Here is a 21,842-nt window from a genome sequence, read left to right on the forward strand (position 1 = left end):
AGCGCCGGATTTTAAGCCCTATGGACGGTTTTATTTAAATTGAAGTGATCAATATGCCCCCATAATATCTAAACGGTATCTAACCGGCAGAAACCACACGTTTGTTCTTCACACTTTCTTCATAATACCGATGCTATCGTGTCGCATAGCATATGAACGCATCAGAAAAGACGCCTTAACAAAAAGAAATACCGCAGACTTAAATCGGTTTGCCATGGTCATCAGCCGGTATTTCCACATGTTATTTTACGATCTGTTTTACCCCGATTGATGGAGCATATTATTCAATGGCACGTATAACTAATAAATCTGCCGGAACACGATTCATGATCGTGCTTCAATTGTCTTTAGTTTCTATTATCTGTTTTGCTTTAATACGTGGGGGGCTGCTGGTCCGGGCCTGGCCCCACATTGATCATTTTTCATCGGCCTGGCTCTACATTTTCGGCCAGGGCTTAATATATGATGTCTCTTTTATCAGTTATTTTTCTATTCCCTTTGTCCTTTTCTTCCTTTTTCTGCCCAATAGATGGTTACACTCAGGCACCGCAAGATATCTGACCCAGGGCGGTGTTTTTCTGATTCTTTATGGCCTTGGTTTTTGCATGGTTGCCGAATGGTATTTCTGGAGCGAATTTGGTGTGCGGTTCAATTTTATCTCCGTGGACTACCTGGTATACAGACGGGAAGTTACTGACAATATTTTACAATCCTATCCGGTTTTTACCATTCTGGCGGTTCTTTTCATCCTCACAGGCTTTGTGTTTTATTTCATTCGCCCTGCAATTGTAAAAAATCTCAGCGTAACAGAATCCTTTAAAAAAAGAGTGATCATCGCAGGGGGCCTGCTCATGCTTCCCTTGTTGTCCTTTTGCCTGATTGGCCAGTCCCTGCGGTGTGTTTCCGGCAACAACTATGTGAATGAACTGGCTTCCAACGGGCCCTACCAGCTCTTTGCCGCATTCCGGAACAACCGGTTGGATTACCGGCAGTTTTATGTGACCGGAAACGATCATGATCTGTCTGCACGATTGAAAAAACAAGTCATCAAGGCGGGTGAAAAAACCCAAAAGGACGACTATGACATCGGCAGATACATCAAGGCACAAGGTGCTGCCAATAAACTCAATGTCATGCTGGTAACCGTTGAAAGTCTGAGCGCAAAATTTCTGACCCGGTTCGGGCAGGCAAACAACATCACACCGTTCATGGACAAGTGGTTTGAACAGGGAATGCTTTTTACCCGTTTTTATGCTACGGGCACCCGCACCACCAGGGGGCTGGAGGCCATTACCCTGTCCATCCCCCCCACGCCGGGAAGATCCATTGTCAAACGCCCGAATAACAGCCGGATGTACAGTCTTGGAAAAGTATTCGAAGATTCAGGATATGATACGGCCTTTTTTTACGGTGGACGGGGCTTTTTTGACAACATGAACGCCTTTTTTTCGGGAAATGGCTATCGAATTGTGGATGAGCCGTGCCTGGGCAGCGAAGAAATCACATTTAAAAACGCCTGGGGGGTGTGCGACGAAGATATCTTCAACCGGGCCGTCCGCGAGGCCAACCAGGCATACACAGCACGAAAACCCTTTTTCTTTCATATCATGACAACCAGCAACCACCAGCCGTTCACTTTCCCTGAAGGCAAAATTGACCTGGCGCCCGGAGAAGGCCGGGGCGGCAGCGGGCGGTTCGGCGGGGTGAAATATACCGATTATGCCCTGGGACAGTTCATGAACCAGGCAAAACAACAGCCCTGGTTTGATAACACCATATTTATTGTTGTGGCGGATCACTGCGCCTCCAGCGCCGGCAAAGTCGGCCTGCCTGTGGAAAAATACCATATCCCGCTGTTTATCTATTCGCCAAAGCATATCCGGGCGATGGAGATCGATACCCTGGCCAGTCAGATAGACCTGGCGCCAACGCTTCTGGCCCTGTTAAATATCTCCTACCAGAGCTACTTTTTCGGAAAAAATATCCTTGGATCTGATTTCAAATTCAAAGGCCGTGCCCTGATCGCCAATTACCAGAAACTTGGGTTGCTGAAAAAAAATGAGTTGCTGTTTTTATCTCCAGGGAAACAGATTAACCGGGTTTTGCTTAATGATGAAGCGCCGGTCCTTGAAAAGGTTTCCATGGACTATCCCGGGGTCAGCGATTTAATGGCATATTACCAGGGGGCAGATTACGTATTTACACATCAGTTGAACCGGTGGGCGTTGCCTTCCAGTGAACGCAATATTTGTTATTTGTCTGATATCAGGTTATTCTCAAAAGCATCACACCGTAAATGAAAGAAAATTTGGGATGAACATACTCATTGTTGACGATGATACAGGGCTTTTAGCCCAGTTGAAAACCACCCTTCAAAGAAAGCATTATGGGGTAGATATCGCTGAAAATGGCGAGCAGGCCCTGGACAAGGTCTTTGATATCCCCTATGACCTTATCCTTTTGGATATCATGCTGCCCCGCATGGACGGCTTAAGCGTTCTCCAGGAAATCCGAAAAGCCGGGCTGGATATGCCCATACTTATGCTGACAGCACGAAGCGATGTTCAGGACAGGGTAAAAGGATTGGATTACGGTGCTGATGACTACCTTGCCAAGCCCTTTTCCATGGCAGAACTCATGGCCCGGATCAGGGCCATGCTGCGAAGAAAAGGAAATAAAACCCCCATCCTTGAAGTGGGGCCAGTTCGCCTGGATACGGTCAAACGAAGCGTGTTTGTGGATGGCGAGCAGATCCATTTAACCGCCAAAGAGTTTTCAATCCTTGAATTTCTTTTGCATAACAAGGGCAGTGTCGTTTCACGGTTCAATCTTGCCGAGCATATATGGGGGGAGGAGTTCGATCCATTTTCCATGTCCAATTACGTGGATGTCCATATTAAAAATCTTAGGAAGAAGCTTACGGCACACGAGGATGAACCCGTAATTAAAACCATCCGGGGCATCGGATTTATCATTGAAGAGCAGGTATGAAGATCCGCAAAAAAATAACCCTCTGGATTTCCGGGGCCGCCCTTTTTTCCACCATGGTCTTTTCATCTATTATTTTCTTTGAACTGACCCAGGAACCGTTCAAACTCATCGACAAAGAAATTCAGCATATGGCCACTGTTCTGGCCAAAAGGATAACAAAAGACACAAATAGAGGAGACGCGTTTGATCCGGACGGTATGCCGTATAATCCCGACGGATACTGGATTGTGGCCAAAGATGATCAAAAAAAAGTGATTTACCGGTCAAGGCTGACAAAATTTACCGATCTTTCCACACCAGCCGGAAAGACCAGGTTCCTGATCGAAAAACATATCCCAAGATCCGGTATCTGGCTGAAACAGGATCGCAATGATGATGTGATGTTCAGGGGAATGGTCGTCCAGCAAGAGATAAACGGCCGTTTTGTGGAAATTCGTATTGCAAAACCCATTGAAGACTTTGAGGAAGAATTGATCCGGCTTGGCATTAATATCGGGGTCAGTCTTTTTCTTTGTGCGCTGGTTATTTTTATTTTGAGTTATGTCCTGGCAGGCAGGATATTAAGGCCGATTTCAGCCATCATAAATCAATCCAGGGAGATCAGCGAAAAATCCCTGGATAAACGGATTCCTTTGGGTAAGACCCGGGATGAGCTCTATGAGTTGTCTGTGGCATTAAATAAGATGTTTGACAGAATCCAGCACTCTTTTATCCGCCAAAAGGAATTTATAGGCAATGCGGCCCACGAATTAAAGAGCCCCATCACCCTTCTGATGCTGGCCCAGGAGGATATGCTCATCAATGAGAATTTGTCTTTATCAGCAGAAGAAAGCCTGATAAAACAGCTTGAAACAAGCCGCCGCATGAGCCATCTGGTTAAAAACCTGCTGGACCTTTCCAGGATGGAACAGCAGGATATATTACACAGAGAAAAAACAGATCTGTCCGTACTGATCAAAAGGGTTCTTGATGATTATGGCGATGTGCTGGCTGAAAAACAGATTCATGTCCACAATCAAATTGACGCCCCCTGTCCGATTATAGGTGATCCTGAGAAATTATTTCGCCTTTTTGTCAATCTTGTTGATAACGCCATCCGGTACAACCTGCCTGAAAACGGCCTTATAAAAATCAGTCTGGCCCAATCCAGGACAACGGTCTGCATTGAAATTCTGAACGCCGGTCTTCAAATCCCGGAACAGGATCTTTCCCGCCTGTTTGAGCAGTTCTATCGTGTTGAAAAGTCGAGATCCCAGGCCCTGGGAGGATCAGGACTTGGCCTGGCCATTGCCAGAAAAATTGTCAGTCTCCATCACGGTACCATCTCTATCCGTAATGCCCCGAACCAAATGATTCAAACAAGGGTTGAACTGCCGGCTTAAATGTTAATAAGCGGATAAGATAATATGAACAATTATAAAAAAAACGATTGCCCCATGAATGCCATTCCAATAATGGGACGATACAATGGACACCCGGGCAAAGGGTTTGCCTTTGGCTTGTGAATTGACCTTCCGGAAATCTGTACTATTTTAAATATATTAATTCAGCATTTCACTTGGGAAGGGGGCTGCGGTATGGGAAAAAAGCTCAGGGCCTGTAAGGCGTGTAAAAAGAAAAAAGACCATTTGCGCAAATCATCTGGTGCATCGAAAGCGTTTGTCTGTAAAAATTGCGGTGCATCGGCAACTGAAGCCAAGCTGGTTTGCAAACCTGTCATGCAGAAATTGACCTATTCATGCCAAAAATGCAAACGGTTATCAAATAAGTCCGAACAGTTATGCCAGCCGGAAAAAATCATATAATGATTTGTTTAATTAGAGGACAGCACCGTAAAAGGAAGGTGTTCCTGCCGGCCCACAACCGCCTTGAAATCCTTGCGGATGGCCACAGTTTCCACAGGCCCTGATGCCCGGGTGGAACCGTCCACAAGGAAGACCAGGTTGTCGGCCAGGCTCCGGATTTCATCCACAGAGTGGCTGACGTAGAGAATGGGAATATCAAACTGCCCGGGCAGTTTGTTTATAAAAGGAAGCACTTCGGCTTTTCTGGCCGCATCAAGGGAGGCCAATGGCTCATCCATGAGCAGGAGTCTCGGGCTTGCCAGAAGGGCCCGGCCAATGGCGACCCGCTGTTTTTCCCCGCCGGAAAGGGTGGCCGGGCGCCGGTCCAGAAGGTGGCCGATCCCTAGAAGGTCCACCACTTTGTTAAAATCAATATAACGCCTGGCACCCTTTATCCGTTTCATTCCATAGGTCAGATTGGATTTCACGCTGAAATGGGGAAAAAGCCGGCCCTCCTGGAACACATACCCCACCCGGCGTTTGTAAGGACGCAGGTTGATGCGTTTTTCGGAATCAAACAGGATTGTATCGTGAATGCGAATCAATCCGGTGTCAGGCCGGGACAGCCCTGCAATCATATTGATCACCGAGGTTTTTCCGGCACCGGACCGCCCGAACAATGCGGTTATCCCGGTCGTATGTGTGCTGAAGGCCGTATCCACCAGGAAATCCCCCTGTTTTTTCTTTAGCTTGACTTCAAACATCAGTGGTCTCCTTTCAGGGTGCGGTTCAATCTGCGGCTCATCATTTCCGAGGCCACCAAGGCAGCCAGGGCAACCGTTGCACAGATGATGCACAGCCGCAGGGCACCTGCCTCACCATCAGGCATCTGGGTCAGGGTATAAAGAGCCAGGGGCAAGGTCCGGGTTTCCCCGGGAATATTGGATACAAAGGTGATGGTGGCCCCGAATTCACTTAAGCTTCTGGCAAAGGCCAGGATAATGCCGGTGAGAATACCGGGCAGGGTCAAAGGCAGGGTCACGGTGAAAAACTGGTCCAAAGGAGAGGCCCCAAGGGTCTGGGCCGCCTGTTCCAGGCGATGGTCCACGCTTTCCATGGAGAGCCGTATGGCCCGGACCAGCAAGGGAAACGCCATTATGGCCGAGGCCAGAGCCGCCCCTTTCCAGTTAAAGGCAAAACACAAACCCGTATGTTCAAATAACCAGTGCCCCACCACCCCCTGCTTGCCCATGACCAGCAGCAACATATAGCCGGTCACCACAGGGGGCATCACCAGGGGCAGATGGATCAGACCGTCCACCAGGGTTTTGCCCCAGAAATTTTTCCGGGCCAGCAGCCAGGCCACCAAGATACCTGGACCAATACTGCCGGTTACAGCCCAGAAGCCCACCCACAGGCTGAGCTTCAGGGCTTCAATTTCAATGGGAGTCAGATTCAGCATAAAAGACTATCTGATGGAAAACCCATAGGTTTTAAAAATTTCTGCCGCTTTCGGGCTTTTAAGGAATTCAAAAAAGGCCTTGGCATCGTCATTGGCTTTGCCCTTGATGATGCAGGCCGGATAGATGATGGGCGGATGGGTATGTTCAGGGAAAACAGCCACAACCTTAATTTTTTTGGAAATGGCTGCGTCCGTGGCATAGACAATGCCCAGAGGGGCTTCGGCCCGTTCAACCAGGGCCAGGGCAGCACGCACATCCTTAGCCCGGGCAACCTTGGGAGAGACGGACTCCCAAAGCCCCAGGGACTCAAGGGCCTTGCGGCCATAAATACCTGCAGGCACATGATCCGGGTCCCCCATGGCCAGCTTGTCATCACCCAGAATCCCGGCCAGATCCATATCCTTGGAAATTTCAATGTCCAGTTCTCCGGACAGGGGCTGAATCAGGGTGATCCGGTTACCCAGCAAATTGGTGCGGGTACCGGGTTCCACCAGGTCTTTTCCCTCAATAAAATCCATCCATTTGGGGTTTGCGGACAGGTACATGTCCGCAGGTGCGCCCTGGTCGATCTGCTTGGCCAGGGTGGAGGACGAGGCAAATGAGGGAACAACCGCTTTGCCTGTTTCAGCCGTGTACGCGTTGATAATGTCGCCCACGGCATTGGTGGTGGACGCTGCGGCAAAAATCCGGATGGACTCAGCCTGGGCCAAAGCCAGGGGGCTTAACATAAGGGCTGAAAAAATAAGGCAGAAAAAAACTGACCAGCGGGTGTGTTTCATTTTCATAATTTAGATCCTTTACGTATGTTCAATTTGTTTTCAAAGCCGGTCAGGTTCGGATTGGGTTGAATTGCCACCGGACCGGTAAAGTTCCCTCATAATAAATAATCCCATACACGTCAATATAATTTTACTAACGACATCAATGTTCTATTTTTTTCATTTATATTCTATGGTATAGTGCGTGAGCCTAAAATAATCTTATGAAGCAATCTTAAGTGAGTCATACCATGGCCAAAACATCAGACAGTACATTAAACATTTCCTGCCGTCTCAAGGAGCTGCGTACACAAAAAAAAATGACCCAGTCCGAACTTGCCGGTCTTGTGGGCATTAAGCGCCAGGCTGTTTACGATATTGAAACCGGTCGTTATCTGCCCAATACCGGCGTTGCCCTTGCAATGGCCCAGATACTGGGCTGCCGGGTGGAGGATATCTTTTACCAGACCCCGGACCAGGCCAGGGACGTGGTCCTGGTGGACAAGGAATTTGCCTGGGGGCAGCGGGTCAACATCGCCAAGGTGCGGGAGCGGCACTTTGCCTATCCCCTTGTGGGCACCCATGCCAGGATGGAGGACATGGGGGCTGCGGACGGCCTGCTCGAACCGTGTCAGTCCCGGGCTAAAATATTAATGTCCGAGGAACGGGTTGCTTCCACGGCCCTGCTTCTGGGCTGTGATCCTGCCTTTTCCATCCTGGGCTACCGGGTCCGTGAAACCCCCGGACATGCAGGCCTGAATGTCAGGTTTGCGTCCAGTCAAACAGCGGTCACTCGGGTGGCCCTGGGCCAGGCCCATATCGCAGGGACCCACATGCATAACCGGGGAGATGGTGACGGAAACAAATTTCTGGTCACCCAGAAAATGAAAGATATCTCAGGGGTCCTGATTGCGTTCTCCTCCTTTGAGGAAGGACTGCTGGTGGCCCCCGGCAACCCCAAGGGGATTAAGGGCGTTGCCGACCTGGCACGCAGGGATGTCCGGCTTGCCAACCGGGAGGAAGGCGCTGCCCTTCGCAGTCTTCTGGATGATCTGCTCAAAGAGGGCAAAATTCCTGCAACGGCAATCCTGGGATACGAATACCTGGTCCACAGCCATGCCCAGGGTGCCCAGGCCGTATGCCATCACGTCTGCGATGTTGCCCTGGGGCTACGGACCGTGGCTGTGACCTATGGGTTGGATTTCCTCCCCCTTTCCCATGTCCGCTGCGATCTTGTCATCCCTTCGGACCTGATGACCCATCCCGGTGTTGCAACAGCCCTGGATATTATCCAGACCCGGGCATTCAGGGAGGAACTTGCCTGCCTGCCCGGCTATGACACCTCGGACACCGGCCGAATTGTTGCGGAATTGTAACACCTGCGATTGATTAACTTTTAAATATTTTTTTTCGGATCCTAATAATTACGTTTTTGATTCTATCTTCTTACAAAAAAACACAAAAATGTCATCCGTTTCAATTCAGGTTGTATCTGGACCATCTTTATTCCTTGCGTTTGCTTAATAAACAACCCTTTGTTTTTTAAATGAGTTTTTGAAGCGGTTGTTAAAATTATTTTAAAGGGCACGTTTTATGCTTTGGCATAGCGCAGACAAACAGGATAAAAATCCCGGTCCGTAAATGCTGCGCCGGTATTTCCATAACAGATGGCAAAAAGAGTGTTGGAGCTGATCATGAAATTTTCAAATTATAATCCAGCAGAATACTATGACGAACTCTTCCACAAGGACGGCAGCGTCAGAGATGGTGCCAGAAAGCTGATCGACAAAATTGAATCCCTGCCGGAAGATGCGCTGCTGATCAAGCAGCAGTCTGCGGAAACCTCTCTTCTACAGTTGGGCAACACATTTAATGTCTATGGCAGCGAGGAAGGAACGGAAAAAATCCTGCCCTTTGATATTATCCCCAGGATCATTGAGGACAGGGAGTGGCAGCGCATTGAAAAGGGGCTGCAGCAGCGCATCCATGCCCTGAATCTGTTTCTTGAAGATATCTATCATGATAAAAAAATCATTAAGGACAAGGTGATTCCCAAAGACCTGATCATGTCCTGCACCGCTTACCGCAAGCAGATGGAAGGGTTTACCCCGCCCAAAGGCATCTGGTGCCATGTCACGGGCACGGACCTGATCCGGGATGCCAGCGGCGAGTTTTATGTGCTTGAGGACAATCTGCGCTGCCCGTCCGGTGTTTCCTATGTGCTTGAAAACCGCCAGGTCCTGAAACGCACCTTTCCCGAAGTTTTTGTCAGCTCCCGGGTCCGGGCCGTGGATGAATATCCCCACAAGCTTCTGGCCACCCTTGAACATCTTTTGCCTGCCACAGCCTCCAACCCCAAAATCGGCGTACTGACCCCGGGCCGGTACAATTCCGCCTATTTTGAGCATTCATTCCTTGCCCAGCAGATGGGCATTGAACTGGTGGAGGGCCAGGACCTCGTAGTATCCAGTGACCGGCTGTATATGCGGACCACCAAGGGTCTTTGCCCCATTGACGTCCTTTACCGCCGCATTGATGATGATTTCATCGATCCAAACGTGTTCCGGCCCGATTCCATGCTCGGGATTCCGGGTATTATGTCTGCCTATTTCAAGGGCCGGGTGGCCATGGCCAATGCACCGGGCACAGGCGTGGCTGACGACAAGGCCGTATACGCCTATGTGCCGAAAATTATTTCATACTACCTGGGGGAAGATCCCATTTTGCCCAATGTACCCACCTATGTGTGCTGGGATGACAAGGACCGGGCCCATGTGCTTGACAACCTGGACAAATTTGTGGTCAAGGCAGCCAATGAAAGCGGCGGATACGGCATGATGATCGGCCCCCATGCAGACCAGGCCGAGCGCGAGGAGTTTGCCCGGCGGATCAAGGCCAGTCCCAGGACCTATATTGCCCAGCCCACCATCAGTCTTTCCCAGGTTCCCACCATTGTCGGGGATCATTTTGAAGGGCGGCATGTGGACCTTCGGCCCTACATCCTGTACGGCGAGGATATCTATGTGCTTCCCGGCGGGCTGACACGGGTGGCCTTGAGAAAAGGCTCCCTGGTGGTGAACTCGTCCCAGGGCGGCGGAACAAAGGACACATGGGTGCTAAATGGAACAGATTAACTTGAAAGTACAGGAATTCCCATTTCCTAAAACCTAACACCTAAAACTGAACAACCCGCCCAAAGGGCGATAAGTTCTGTTCGGACAAAAATTAGGGAGATACCATGCTTAGCCGCGTTGCAGATTCCATCTACTGGATGACCCGATATATTGAAAGGGCAGAAAACATAGCCCGTTTTATTAATGTAAACCTTAACCTTTCCCTGGACATGACCTCGGGAATGGCCGGGGCATGGCAACCTCTGGTGATGACCACAGGCGACCATGAAGTGTTTGAAAAACGCTACGGGATGGATTATTCCAGGGAGAATGTAATCCAGTTCCTGGCTCTGGACAGGGAGTACGGCAACTCCATTATCTCCTGTGTGGCCGCTGCCAGGGAAAACGCCCGAAGCGTCAGGGAGATTATTCCATCGGTCATGTGGGAACAGATTAACCGCTCCTATCTTCTGCTCAAGGATGCAGCCCAAAACCGCCTGGCCAGCAGGGAACCCCACCGCTTTTTTAAAGACATCACCATGCTCAGCCACATGTTTACAGGTCTTTTGCATACCACCATGTCCCGGGGGGAGGCCTGTCATTTTGCCTTGCTCGGCCAGCTTTTGGAACGGGCGGATAAGACCTCCCGGATTCTGGACGTAAAATACTTTATGCTGTTGCCCAAGCCCGAAGATGTAAACTCCCCCTACGATGTGATCCAGTGGGGCGCTGTGCTTAAATCCACCTCGGGATTTGAAACCTATCGAAAACAATTTCACCGGATTGTTCCCAAACAGGTCTGCAATTTTCTTATTTTTGACTCCAACTTCCCAAGAGCCATCCGCTGTTGCCTGACAAGTGCCCAATGCGCCCTGCACAAAATTACAGGCACCCCCAGGGGCACGGTGTCCAACCAGGCGGAAAAAAGCCTGGGCCGGCTGTGTGCGGACCTGGATTATTCGGATATTGATGACGTGATTTCCGCAGGCATGCACGAGTACCTTGATGATCTGCAGACAAAGATTAACCTGGTGGGGCTTGACATCCGCGAGGCATTTTTCAGAATCCCGGACAATCTGACGGAACAGGTGTCTGTATCAGTCCAGTAAAACTTACCTGACCTATCCTTTAAGGAGCATTTTTATCCATGGCAATTCAAGTGGCCTTGTATCACAAGACCGATTATACATATGACCGCAAAATCCAGTTAGGCCCCCAGGTCATCCGGCTGCGGCCTGCCCCCCACTGCCGGACCCCGATTTTGAGCTACAATCAGACCGTTTCACCGGACGACCACTGGATCAACTGGCAGCAGGACCCTTTTTCCAACTATCTGTCCAGGCTTAATTTCCATGAAAAAACCGATCATTTTTCCATCGTGGTGGATCTTGTGGCGGAAATGGTCACCATCAACCCCTTTGATTTTTTTCTGGAGGAATATGCCCGGGAGTATCCATTTAACTATTCATCGGAAGTCAGAAAAGACCTGGGCCCCTTTTTACAGAAAAACCGCGTGGGGAGCAAATTTACTGCCTATCTTTCCCGCATCAGCCGCAAAAAGGAGAACACCATTGATTTCCTGGTCCGCGTGAACCAGGATCTGCAAAGGGCCATTCGCTATAACATCCGCATGGAGCCCAACGTCCAGTCCTGTGAGGAGACACTGACCAAACAATCCGGTTCCTGCAGGGATTCGGCCTGGCTGCTGGTCAATATTCTGCGTCATCTGGGACTGGCGGCGCGGTTTGTCTCCGGATACCTGATTCAGCTCACCGCTGATGTCAAATCCCTTGAAGGGCCTTCCGGACCGGAACAGGATTTCACGGATCTGCATGCCTGGGTGGAGGTGTTCCTGCCCGGGGCCGGCTGGGTGGGGCTCGACCCCACATCCGGACTTTTAGCCGGTGAAGGCCATATCCCCCTTGCCTGCACCCCGTTTCCCAAAAGCGCGGCACCTGTCACAGGGGGACTTGAAATGTGCGAGGTCACGTTTTCCCACACAATGCAGGTTACACGCATCCACGAAGACCCCCGGTCCACTAAGCCCTATCCCGAGGAGATCTGGACAAAAATTCATGATCTTGGATTCCGGGTGGATGAAGAGATTAAAAAGGAAAACATCACCCTGACCATGGGCGGAGAACCCACATTTGTGTCAGCCACGGACATGGACGCCGATGAATGGAACACCGCAGCCGTGGGGCCCACCAAAAAAATCAAGGCCATGGAACTGCTCCAGCGCCTGCGCGGCAAATGGGCCCCGGGCAGCCTTGTGCATATTGGCCAGGGCAAATGGTACCCGGGCGAGTCCCTGCCCCGCTGGGCCCTGGGCTGTTACTGGCGAAAGGACGGCAAGCCCCTTTGGCAGGATCCGTCCCTTCTGGCGGACGACACCCTGGACTACGGATTTGGCCCGGCCCAGGCAAACGCCTTGATGCAGACCATCACCCGGGTCCTGGGCGTGGATGAAACATACATCATACCTGCCTATGAAGATGTATTCCACTGGCTGTTAAAGGAACAACGCCTGCCGGCGAACGTTACCCCCGAAGACTCCCGGCTGAAAGACCCCGAAGAGCGCGCCCGGATGGCCCGGGTATTTGAGCAGGGCATCGGTGCGGTCACAGGCTTTGTGCTGCCCATCAAAAAAGGGTCATGGAAAAGCTGTGTCTGGGAATTGCGCGCCGGCAATTTGTTTCTGGTTCCGGGAGATTCGCCCATGGGGCTTCGCCTGCCCCTGGACAGCCTGCCCTGGGTATCATCCAGGCAATATCCCCATGTGGTGGAAGAGGATCCCATGGGCATCCACGGCCCGTTCCCGGACCCGCTGACCCCGGATCCGGACAAGGAACGGTTGCGCCGGACGGAAGAGGCAAAGGAAAGTCAATTTCATATCCCGGGACAACCCGAGACAGAAACCCGGGATGATGTTGTATCACAGCGTCTTGGTCCCGCCTCCCCTGGGGCGTATTCCACCAGCATCCCCGAACCGGTCATCCGTACAGCACTGTGTATCCAGCCCAGGGACGGACGGCTGTATGTGTTCATGCCCCCCATGGCCAGTGCGTCCGATTATTTCGAACTGATTGCCGCTGTGGAACAGGCTGCCCGGGCCACAGGCTTTCCCGTGGTCATTGAAGGCTACACCCCGCCCTTTGACCACCGGATCAATGTTCTCAATATTACCCCGGATCCCGGGGTGATTGAAGTGAACATCCACCCGGCCGCCACCTGGGGCCAGATGGTGGCAGTGACCTGTGATCTTTACGAAGAGGCAAGACTGTCAGGCCTTGGCACGGAAAAATTCATGCTGGACGGCCGGCATTCCGGCACCGGCGGCGGCAACCACATTGTCATGGGCGGTCCCAGCCCCGGCCAAAGCCCCTGGCTTGCCCGGCCAGACCTGCTGCGCAGTTTTTTAACGTTCTGGAATAACCATCCATCCCTGTCTTTTCTTTTTTCAGGGTTGTTCATGGGGCCCACCAGCCAGTCCCCGAGAATTGATGAAGCCCGCCACGACACCCTGGATGAACTGGACATTGCCTTTGCCGAACTTGACAACCAGACCGCATCCTGTCAATCCTGCTTCCTGCCCGGATCAGGTCCTGAATCAGACAAAGGACTGCCATGTCCGCCCTGGCTGGTGGACCGGTTGTTCCGCCACCTGCTCACGGATCTCACCGGCAACACCCACCGGGCTGAATTCTGCATTGATAAATTGTACTCCCCGGACTCTGCCTCCGGGCGGCTGGGGCTGCTGGAGTTCCGTTCCTTTGAGATGCCGCCCCATGCCCGGATGAGCCTTGCCCAGCAGCTGCTGCTGCGCATATTCATGCTCAAATTCTGGAAAACACCATACCGGGAAAAGCTGGTGCGTTGGGGCACGGCCCTGCACGACAAGTTCATGCTTCCCTTTTATGTGTGGCAGGATTTCTGCGATGTGCTGGATATTCTGGGCCGGGACGGATATGACCTGACGCCTGCGTGTTTTCATCCCCACTTTGAGTTCCGGTTTCCCTTTATCGGAAAAGTCTGCCATGCGGGTATGGAAATGGAACTGCGCACAGCCATTGAACCCTGGCATGTCCTGGGTGAAGAGCCCGGCGGCGGCGGTACGGCCAGGTATGTGGACTCATCGCTGGAACGCATCCAGATCAAGGTGAGCGGCATGGCAGATGTCCGCTACCAGGTGCTTTGCAATGGACGGCCCCTGCCCTTACATCCCACAGATGTCAATACCCGGTTTGTGGCCGGCATCCGGTACCGGGCCTGGCAGCCCCCGTCCTGCCTGCACCCCACCATTGGCGTGCATACCCCGCTGGTCTTTGATCTGGTGGATACCTGGAGCATGCGATCCGTGGGCGGATGCACCTATCATGCAGCCCATCCGGGGGGCCGGAATTACGAGACCTTTCCGATTAATTCCCTGGAAGCAGAAGGCCGGCGAATTTCCCGGTTCAGGGATATCGGCCACACCCCCGGTCCCATGAAGCAGATACCCCATGAACCCTTGAACCCGAGGTTTCCACACACCTTGGACTTAAGAACCCGGCCTTGATTCCATATATTTAGCCATATCATTATATTGACATTCAAAAGGAATGGATCTACCATATCAACATGATTAATGATTCAAATTTTGAGTGGGATGACAATAAGGACAAAATCAACCAAAAGAAACACGGTGTGTCATTTGCACTATCTCAATTGGCTTTTTTAGACCACAATCGTATCATTTTAAAAGACTTGAATCATAGCACGGAAGAGGAACGATTCTATTGCTTAGGCAAAGTTTCCGGAGAAATCCTTACTGTAAGATTTACATACCGCTTAAACAAAATCAGAATATTTGGCGCTGGTTACTGGCGGAAAGGTAAAAAGATCTATGAAACAGAAAATAGAATATACTGATGAGCCAATGGGAGAGGTAAAAATCGTTTCTGATTTTCTTCCTTCTCCTGAAGAGTTGGTTTTAAAAGACGAAACCGTCAAGGTCACCATTGCACTTAGCAAAGTAAGTGTAGATTTTTTTAAAAAAGAAGCAAAAAAGCACAATACCCAATACCAAAAGATGATACGCCGCCTTTTGGATGAATATGCAGCTCATCAGGCATAATTTTATAAGAAACTAGAGACAAGATACAGGAAACAAGAAGGTGATGCGCATGGGGAAGAACCCGGCCCTGATTAAAGCAGGGAATAGGGATCCACATCTATGGCAATGGAGACGGATTTCACCTTGTGAATGGCCGGGTCCTGAACCATGGCCGATACCATTCTGCTCAAATTGCCCGATGAAACCCCTTTGATAAGAATCTGCCACCTGTACCGGGAGGAAATCTTCTGGATGGCCGCTTCAATGGGCCCCAGGATCCGGGCTTTGGGTTCCCGGGTATTGAGCTGTTCAAGGATATCTGCGGCAAGCCGGGCATGGTCCCTTGTCTTATCTGCATTTTTTCCTGAAATCTTAAGCTGGATCATCCGGGAATACGGCGGATACATCAGGGCCTTTCTAAAAGGGGTTTCCTGATTGAAAAATTCCACGTAATCCTGGTTGCGGGCCGCTTTTATGGTGAAGTGATCCGGGCTAAAGGTCTGCATGATCACCCGGCCCGGGGCCTCTCCCCTGCCGGCCCGGCCCGCCACCTGGGCCAGCAGCTGGAAGGTGCGTTCACTTGCCCTGAAATCGGGCAGGCTTAAACTTAAATCCGCACAGATCACCCCCACCAGGGTAATGGCCGGGAAATCATGGCCCTTGGCCAGCATCTGGGTGCCCACGATAATATCCACGGTACGGTTGCGGATCTGGCGCAAAATTGCCAGGGTGCTGCCCTTTTTCGCCGTGGAGTCCTGGTCCATCCTGGCCACCCGGGCATCGGGAAACAGGGTTTTGAGCATGGATTCAATCTTTTCCGTACCAAACCCAAGGTTCTTGATTTTTCCGGTGCCACAGTCAGGGCAGCGAATGCCGGAATTCAGGACATGACCACACAAATGGCACTTATAATGATCTGCGCCCTTATGCAGGGTCATGGTCACATCACAATGGGGACAGCCCAGGGTTTTGCCGCAGGAGGCACATACGGGAAAGGTGGAAAATCCCCGGCGGTTTAAAAAGATCAGGGCCTGGTTACCCTTTTCCAGGCAGGCACGGATGGCCCGGCCAAGCTCCGGGGTAATGATGCTGTCTGTTCCCCAGGTTCCCTGGTACTTTTTCATATCCACCAGGGTGATGTCCGGCAACCTCTGGTTCTTCACCCGCCGGGTCAGTTCCAGTTTAAAAAATTTTTCCGACACCACATTCAGGCAGGACTGCACCGAAGGCGTGGCAGAGCCCAGCACCACAGGACAGTTGTGCATTTTTGCCCGGACCACGGCAAGGTCCCGGGCATTATAGCGCAGGCCCGATTCCTGTTTGTAGGAATAGTCATGTTCCTCATCCACAATGATGAGGCCGATGTTCCGGACCGGCGCAAAAATTGCGGACCGGGCACCAATGACGATATGAACCTTGCCAAGGCCGATTTTCCGCCACTGATCCAGGCGCTCGCCCTGGGACAGCATGGAGTGGATCACGGCAATTTTGTCACCAAACCTTGCCCTGAAACGCCGTTCGGTCTGGGAAATCAGGGCAATTTCCGGCACCAGGACAATGGCTCCCCTGCCCTTTTCCACGGCATCCGCCACCAGGCGCATGTACACCTCGGTCTTGCCGGAACCGGTCACGCCCACCAGCAGACAGGGAGAGAACACATCCCGGCGGTCCTGGATCTCTTTGACAACGGCAGCCTGTTCACCGGTAAGTTCAGGCGGGGTATCCGGTGTCACCGGGTCTCCTAAAGGGTCTCTGAACACCCGGCGGCTGGCCACCTTCAGCCACCCGGCTTCGGCCATGGGTTTGATCAGACTGGGTGCGGTGGGCACATGACGCTTAAGGCTTGTCAAAGAAATTTCCCCTGCCTCCCGGACAATGGCAAGGATTTTCTGGCGTTTGGCTGACATCCGGATCTGGTGGGCCGGAGTCTGCCCGGGCAGGGAGATAAATTTTTCGGTTTTAATCCCGGCGGTTTCCTTTTGGAGCACGGCGGCCACCTGGACCAGGTCTTTTTTTTCAAGCCGGCGCAGGACTGCCGCGCCGGCAGGATCCCGGCGGGAAAGGGCTTTTAAAGCGATCCCGTCCTTTTCAGCGGCCAGGCCCAGGACCCTGGCCTCTTCATGGGGCAGGTCCCCGGTTTCAAGGGCCTGGGCCCCCGTAACTGTGACAAAGGCCCGGGAGACATCCATGCAGTCCAGACCGGCGGGCATTGCCGCTTTAATGGTCTCCCCCAAAGGATAAATATAATAGCCTGCCACCCATTTGAAAAACGCAATGTCAGATTCGGGAAACAGGGGGTAATCATCCAGCAGATCCAGCACATCTTTGGTCTTATATGGACCGCTTTCCGTTTTTGCCGCCAGAATATAGCCGGTGACCCTGCGCCGTCCAAAGGGCACCAGCACGCGCATGCCGGGACAGGCATCAGCCCGGAACGCATCGGGAATTGCGTAAACATAAGTCTGGTTCACAGGCAGGGTAACAGCAACCTCAATGTAGTCCGTGGAAATCATGGGGGGCATTGTGCAGGATAAACTTGTGAATTTCAATATCCAGTCAATATAGTGCTTTCAATTTTTCTTAACTGCGCATAAACAAACTGTCACTGCGCATAACCCTTGACTTATTGCGCATAACATGTTCTTTTGGGGAGTCATTCTTGCGCAAAATAAGGCGAAGGGAAACAATAAATGACAAAACGTATTCCGGCATCTGAACTTGAAATGATTATAGACGCAATAAGGCACCGTGCGGATGGAGCAGCTTTCAGCGACATCGCAGCTATCTGCACCGGTCTTCCACGCCGAACACTTCAAGCCAGGGTTAAGAAGCTTGTTGACGCCGGACACCTTGTTCGAAAGGGAGAACGGCGCGGTGCGCGTTATTTTGTGCCCGGCACAGGGCTCGACGGGATGACACAGCCGATTGCCTCAGAGACATCTCCGCCGGCACGCAAAACAGACCTGCTCGTAGCACTTTCGGAAGCGGGCAGAGATATTCAAAAACTTGTTTCCCGCCCCCTTTCATCCCGGCAACCCGTTGGCTATGATCGCACTTTTCTTGATGAATATTCTCCCAACCACACGTTTTACCTTACAGAATCCGAGCGCCGGCATTTGCACCACAAAGGCAGGGGGGAGACGCCCCCCATCCCCGCTGGTACTTATGCCCGGGATATCCTGAATCGCCTCCTCATTGATCTTTCCTGGAATTCAAGCCGCCTTGAAGGAAACACCTATTCTCTTCTCGACACGGACCGTTTAATAAATTTCGGCCAGGCAGCCGAAGGCAAGGACGCCCGGGAAACAGCAATGATCCTGAACCACAAAGCCGCGATTGAATTTGTGGTAGAAAATATTAATGACGTCGATATTGAACCCATTACCGTTCTCAACGTGCATGCAATTTTGTCAACAGATCTTTTGCCTGATTTAGATGCACCCGGAAGGCTGCGGCGAATACCGGTGAATATTAGCGGATCGGCATTTCAACCGGTGGCGATACCGCAATTGATTGAAGAATGCTTCCAAATGCTGCTGGCAAAAGCCGCGGCTATTGAAGACCCTTTTGAGCAGGCTTTTTTTGTAATGGTTCAACTTCCGTACCTGCAACCGTTTGATGATGTGAACAAACGCGTCTCACGCCTTGTGGCAAACATTCCTCTTGTTGGACGCAACCTTGCCCCGATTTCTTTTACGGACGTACCCAGAAATGTCTATGTCCAAGGGATGATCGGCGTTTACGAATTCAAGCGTACCGAACTTTTGCGTGATCTGTTTGTGTGGGCCTATGAACGTTCGGCTGCCAAGTATGCGGCACAACGTCAATCCATGGGCCAACCAGATCCCTTCCGTTTGAAATGGCGAGCTGGGTTGCAAGCGGTGGTCGGAGAAATAATCCGCCGGGAGATGACTCGTACCGGCGCCCGACACCACATAATGGTCTGGTCAGGTAATCATGTTAACGAACATGAACGAGAGCGGTTTACAAACATGGCGGAAGCCGAACTGCTAAGCGTCCGTGAAAGCAACTTTGCGCGCTACCGCGTGCGGCCTTCGGAGTACCACGCCTGGAAGCGCAGGTGGATTGAGGGGTAATCCCGTACGATAGATCTACCCCTAAGCAAGAATAGATTTATAATCAATGATATCAGTGTGTCGATAATACAGGATGGGGTCCGGGAATCCTGTAAACATAAGTCTGATTTACAGGCAGGGTAACAGCAATCTAAATGTAGTCCGTAGAAATTATGAGGCAAGTCATGCAATTTGGTTATTTGAATCCTGATAAATTCCCCGGGAATTTAAAAATACGCTATACATATAAAAAACAGGAGCGGATCTTTGTCGTGCCTGAGAATCTAAAGGCCGTGAAAGCCAAGGACCTGTTTCTGCTAACCTCCGGGGAAGAAATAGTCATCAAAAAAATTCTCCGGGAAGTCATGAAAAAACAATTCCCGGGGCAGGATATAACGAATTTGAAGCCAAGGGATTTTGTTAATGTCGTCAATTTTGACGCCGTGGCCCCACAACTGGAAAACGCCCCAATTGAACTGGGGCGTAACGCCAGCAAAGACTTTGATGATTTTACGGATGTTCTGGACAGGCAAATCAACGCGTTCAAAAAAAAGAATAAAGATATATACAAAATCGCCATTGTGCAGGGGTTCGGCACGGGGCTGGGCGATTCCTTCACCGGTTTGAACGCCTATTGCCGGGAAGTTCTTCCCAGGTTGTACAAGGAACTTGGAACACCAATTGAAACCACCATCATACTCTCCCCCAGGTACAGGCCGGATGCGCTGGACCTGTATGATATGTTTAACTTTAAAACTTATATAATACCCACACCATCGCGACATTGCCGGAGGTAGATAAGTTGCCGTTTTTCCAATTCAGTAAACCCCCGAACCCGGAGGCCTGGGAAAAACATAGGGAAACTTACCACAAGGCCTGGAAACGCCTGAACTTGGAAAAAATCCTGAAAAAATGGGATATTGATGAAAAGGTCATAACCATAAAAAATAAGAAAACTGTCTGCATCCCTTAATCATAGAAAAACGCAACTTGACAAACTAGCAATTTCCGAATTATTCTCTTTAAAATTTATGTCAAAAAAAGACGCTATCCAAATTCTGGTATTATTCAAAATATGAAGCTGCAAGAGATATTCTTAGAAGGATATGGTCACCCCATCCTCGTCAAATTGATTCAAACCAAAGAGTTGGAAACTTTGTCCTCAGAGGTTGTCCTCTCCTGTGAAGCAAATGGGAGAAAACCTGCCTTGCCTGTGAAAATGACCTGCTTTGTGCCGTCCAGGGAGGCGAAGATGACTCTCAGGCATACGATCAAGGCCCATGAAAAGCTGTCTGCAATCCCGGCTACCATCGTTGTTCAGCCGCCTTTGGGCGCGTATGGCGTATCGGCATTGGTCTGGTATATCACCGAAATACCGGCAAGAAAGGCCCATAACAATAATTGCATGGCCGTTGAATTGAAAACCGGCAGCCAATGGCTCTTTATTAGCCAGGATATTGACGCCGGGCAAACAATTGAGACGGATGAAACAGCGTGTGAAAAATCCGCCGAACGGTCTTTAACGGCACTTTTCAACGACCTGGAACATTTTGGTTTCAATTTTCACGATCTTTTGCACGCCTGGTATTATATTCCGCAAATCACCGGCTATGCCAACCAAAAAGAACGGTATCAAATTTTTAATAAATACCGTAAAAAGATATATACAGAACGATCGGATCCTGATCGTCCAGTTGCTTTTTTCCCGGCCAGCACGGGAATCGGGTGTGACAATCTTTGCGTACGGACATCTGCGGTTGCATTTAAATCCAACGCCCCTGTTTCAGCCCATGCCATGGAAAATGAGCACCAGGTCCCGGCCTATGAATATCCCCAACTGGAAAGCATTGAACCCCCTCTGTTTTCACGGGGAATGTGCCTGCGCTCAAAAAAGTCAGCCATGATATTTGTTTCAGGTACGGCCAGCATCCTGGACGCGAAAACGGTGTGTGAGAATGATATTGCAGGCCAAACCCGCCAAACCATCAAAAACATTCACGGCCTGCTGCTGCAAAACGCCATAAAACACAGGCTGTCATCACCCGTAAAAATCGGGGAATCCATACAATACGCCACAGTCTATATCAAGCAGGAGGCAGACTACCCGGTAGTGAAAGAGATTTGCCGCAAATTTTTTGGAAATATACCCATACTATTCGTTAAGGCGGATATATGCCGCAGCAACCTGTTGGTTGAAATCGAATGTATCTGCTGCATGTATGCCAGCCAAGTATGATACCTCCCTCTCTGATAGAAGAACGGATCTGTCAAAATCAGCCCGGGTCACTTCCGGCAAAAAAATTAGAGGCCTCTCCCCGGGCGATCAACGGGCGTATTCCCATTTTCCCGGTCATGCCGCTGGCACTGGATTGTGCGTATTTGCCATCTGTTTCAGGCAGTTCCAACGCCCTGCTTTATAATATGATCGTAACATAATCGTAAGCGCTTAATAAACCACACCTTGGCAAGTACGGTTCGTTATGCGATATAAAGAGGACCTGCAAGACTGGGCATATCGAGATAGTGAGGCAACAAGGTTTTGTAATCATCCTTGATTATAAG

General features: G+C 50.7%; 17 protein-coding genes. 12 read left to right on the top strand and 5 right to left on the bottom strand.

All coding sequences use genetic code 11. From position 1 onward, the window contains the following. Positions 1-287 precede the first annotated feature (287 nt). From Q366_RS14410 to Q366_RS14420, 3 genes are read left to right on the top strand one after another with little or no spacing between them, the layout of a single operon-like run. Positions 288-2,300, top strand: a complete 2,013-nt coding sequence (locus tag Q366_RS14410) for an LTA synthase family protein (protein ID WP_245619975.1) — start codon at positions 288-290, stop codon at positions 2,298-2,300. A 13-nt stretch (positions 2,301-2,313) separates the two neighbouring features. Further along, on the top strand, positions 2,314-2,991 hold the full coding sequence (locus Q366_RS14415; RefSeq protein ID WP_035240233.1) for a response regulator transcription factor: 678 nt from the start codon (positions 2,314-2,316) through the stop codon (positions 2,989-2,991). Continuing rightward, positions 2,988-4,373 (top strand): sensor histidine kinase, encoded by a 1,386-nt coding sequence (locus Q366_RS14420; RefSeq protein WP_035240235.1) that lies wholly within the window; start codon positions 2,988-2,990, stop codon positions 4,371-4,373. Before Q366_RS14415 ends, Q366_RS14420 begins: the two co-directional genes overlap by 4 nt. Positions 4,374-4,804: 431 nt before the next feature. Here Q366_RS14420 and modC read toward each other — a convergent pair whose 3' ends face one another. The 3 genes from modC to modA are packed head-to-tail and all read right to left on the bottom strand — an operon-like array spanning position 4,805 to position 7,023. Continuing rightward, on the bottom strand, positions 4,805-5,539 hold the full coding sequence (gene modC, locus Q366_RS14430) for a molybdenum ABC transporter ATP-binding protein (protein ID WP_051958071.1): 735 nt from the start codon (positions 5,537-5,539) through the stop codon (positions 4,805-4,807). Next, positions 5,539-6,237, bottom strand: coding sequence for a molybdate ABC transporter permease subunit (modB, locus tag Q366_RS14435; RefSeq protein ID WP_035240239.1), 699 nt, complete (start codon positions 6,235-6,237; stop codon positions 5,539-5,541). Before modB ends, modC begins: the two co-directional genes overlap by 1 nt. Positions 6,238-6,243: 6 nt before the next feature. Beyond that, positions 6,244-7,023 carry a molybdate ABC transporter substrate-binding protein gene (gene modA, locus Q366_RS14440; protein WP_051958072.1) on the bottom strand — a complete coding sequence of 260 codons (780 nt, stop codon included), beginning with the start codon at positions 7,021-7,023 and terminating at the stop codon, positions 6,244-6,246. A gap of 224 nt (positions 7,024-7,247) precedes the next feature. Here modA and Q366_RS14445 point away from each other — a divergent pair, with 224 nt between their 5' ends. The 6 genes from Q366_RS14445 to Q366_RS14470 all read left to right on the top strand — a co-directional run bounded on the left by Q366_RS14445 (position 7,248) and on the right by Q366_RS14470 (position 15,225). After that, positions 7,248-8,372, top strand: coding sequence for a substrate-binding domain-containing protein (locus tag Q366_RS14445; protein ID WP_035240241.1), 1,125 nt, complete (start codon positions 7,248-7,250; stop codon positions 8,370-8,372). A 318-nt stretch (positions 8,373-8,690) separates the two neighbouring features. Beyond that, positions 8,691-10,130: a circularly permuted type 2 ATP-grasp protein gene (locus Q366_RS14450; RefSeq protein ID WP_035240243.1), complete on the top strand. Its 1,440-nt coding sequence runs from the start codon at positions 8,691-8,693 to the stop codon at positions 10,128-10,130. A 104-nt stretch (positions 10,131-10,234) separates the two neighbouring features. Then, positions 10,235-11,218 carry an alpha-E domain-containing protein gene (locus Q366_RS14455; RefSeq protein ID WP_035240244.1) on the top strand — a complete coding sequence of 328 codons (984 nt, stop codon included), beginning with the start codon at positions 10,235-10,237 and terminating at the stop codon, positions 11,216-11,218. Positions 11,219-11,256: 38 nt separating this feature from the next. Beyond that, a complete protein-coding gene (locus Q366_RS14460) occupies positions 11,257-14,667 on the top strand; it encodes a transglutaminase family protein (RefSeq protein ID WP_035240246.1) in 3,411 nt (1,136 codons plus the stop codon). A gap of 62 nt (positions 14,668-14,729) precedes the next feature. Continuing rightward, the gene (locus Q366_RS14465; RefSeq protein WP_035240248.1) at positions 14,730-15,020 is read left to right on the top strand and encodes a BrnT family toxin; all 291 of its coding nucleotides are present in this window, start codon (positions 14,730-14,732) and stop codon (positions 15,018-15,020) included. Beyond that, a complete protein-coding gene (locus tag Q366_RS14470) occupies positions 14,995-15,225 on the top strand; it encodes a CopG family transcriptional regulator (RefSeq protein ID WP_035240250.1) in 231 nt (76 codons plus the stop codon). The genes Q366_RS14465 and Q366_RS14470 overlap by 26 nt, the downstream gene beginning before the upstream one ends. 71 nt (positions 15,226-15,296) lie before the next feature. Here the strand turns inward: Q366_RS14470 and priA are convergent, their stop codons facing one another. Next, positions 15,297-17,726, bottom strand: a complete 2,430-nt coding sequence (priA, locus tag Q366_RS14475) for a primosomal protein N' (RefSeq protein WP_051958073.1) — start codon at positions 17,724-17,726, stop codon at positions 15,297-15,299. A gap of 168 nt (positions 17,727-17,894) precedes the next feature. On the opposite strand from priA, the gene Q366_RS14480 reads away from it, so the two are divergent. The 3 genes from Q366_RS14480 to Q366_RS20420 all read left to right on the top strand — a co-directional run bounded on the left by Q366_RS14480 (position 17,895) and on the right by Q366_RS20420 (position 21,516). Then, the gene (locus tag Q366_RS14480) at positions 17,895-19,301 is read left to right on the top strand and encodes a Fic family protein (protein WP_035240252.1); all 1,407 of its coding nucleotides are present in this window, start codon (positions 17,895-17,897) and stop codon (positions 19,299-19,301) included. A 164-nt stretch (positions 19,302-19,465) separates the two neighbouring features. Continuing rightward, the gene (locus Q366_RS14485) at positions 19,466-20,077 is read left to right on the top strand and encodes a hypothetical protein (protein ID WP_035240254.1); all 612 of its coding nucleotides are present in this window, start codon (positions 19,466-19,468) and stop codon (positions 20,075-20,077) included. A gap of 455 nt (positions 20,078-20,532) precedes the next feature. Then, positions 20,533-21,516, top strand: a complete 984-nt coding sequence (locus Q366_RS20420; RefSeq protein ID WP_156968185.1) for a chorismate transformation FkbO/Hyg5 family protein — start codon at positions 20,533-20,535, stop codon at positions 21,514-21,516. A 37-nt stretch (positions 21,517-21,553) separates the two neighbouring features. Here the strand turns inward: Q366_RS20420 and Q366_RS22185 are convergent, their stop codons facing one another. Beyond that, the gene (locus Q366_RS22185) at positions 21,554-21,685 is read right to left on the bottom strand and encodes a hypothetical protein (protein ID WP_281175497.1); all 132 of its coding nucleotides are present in this window, start codon (positions 21,683-21,685) and stop codon (positions 21,554-21,556) included. Positions 21,686-21,842 lie beyond the last annotated feature (157 nt).

It is taken from the genome of Desulfobacter vibrioformis DSM 8776, assembly GCF_000745975.1.
Taxonomy (GTDB): Bacteria; Desulfobacterota; Desulfobacteria; order Desulfobacterales; family Desulfobacteraceae; genus Desulfobacter; species Desulfobacter vibrioformis.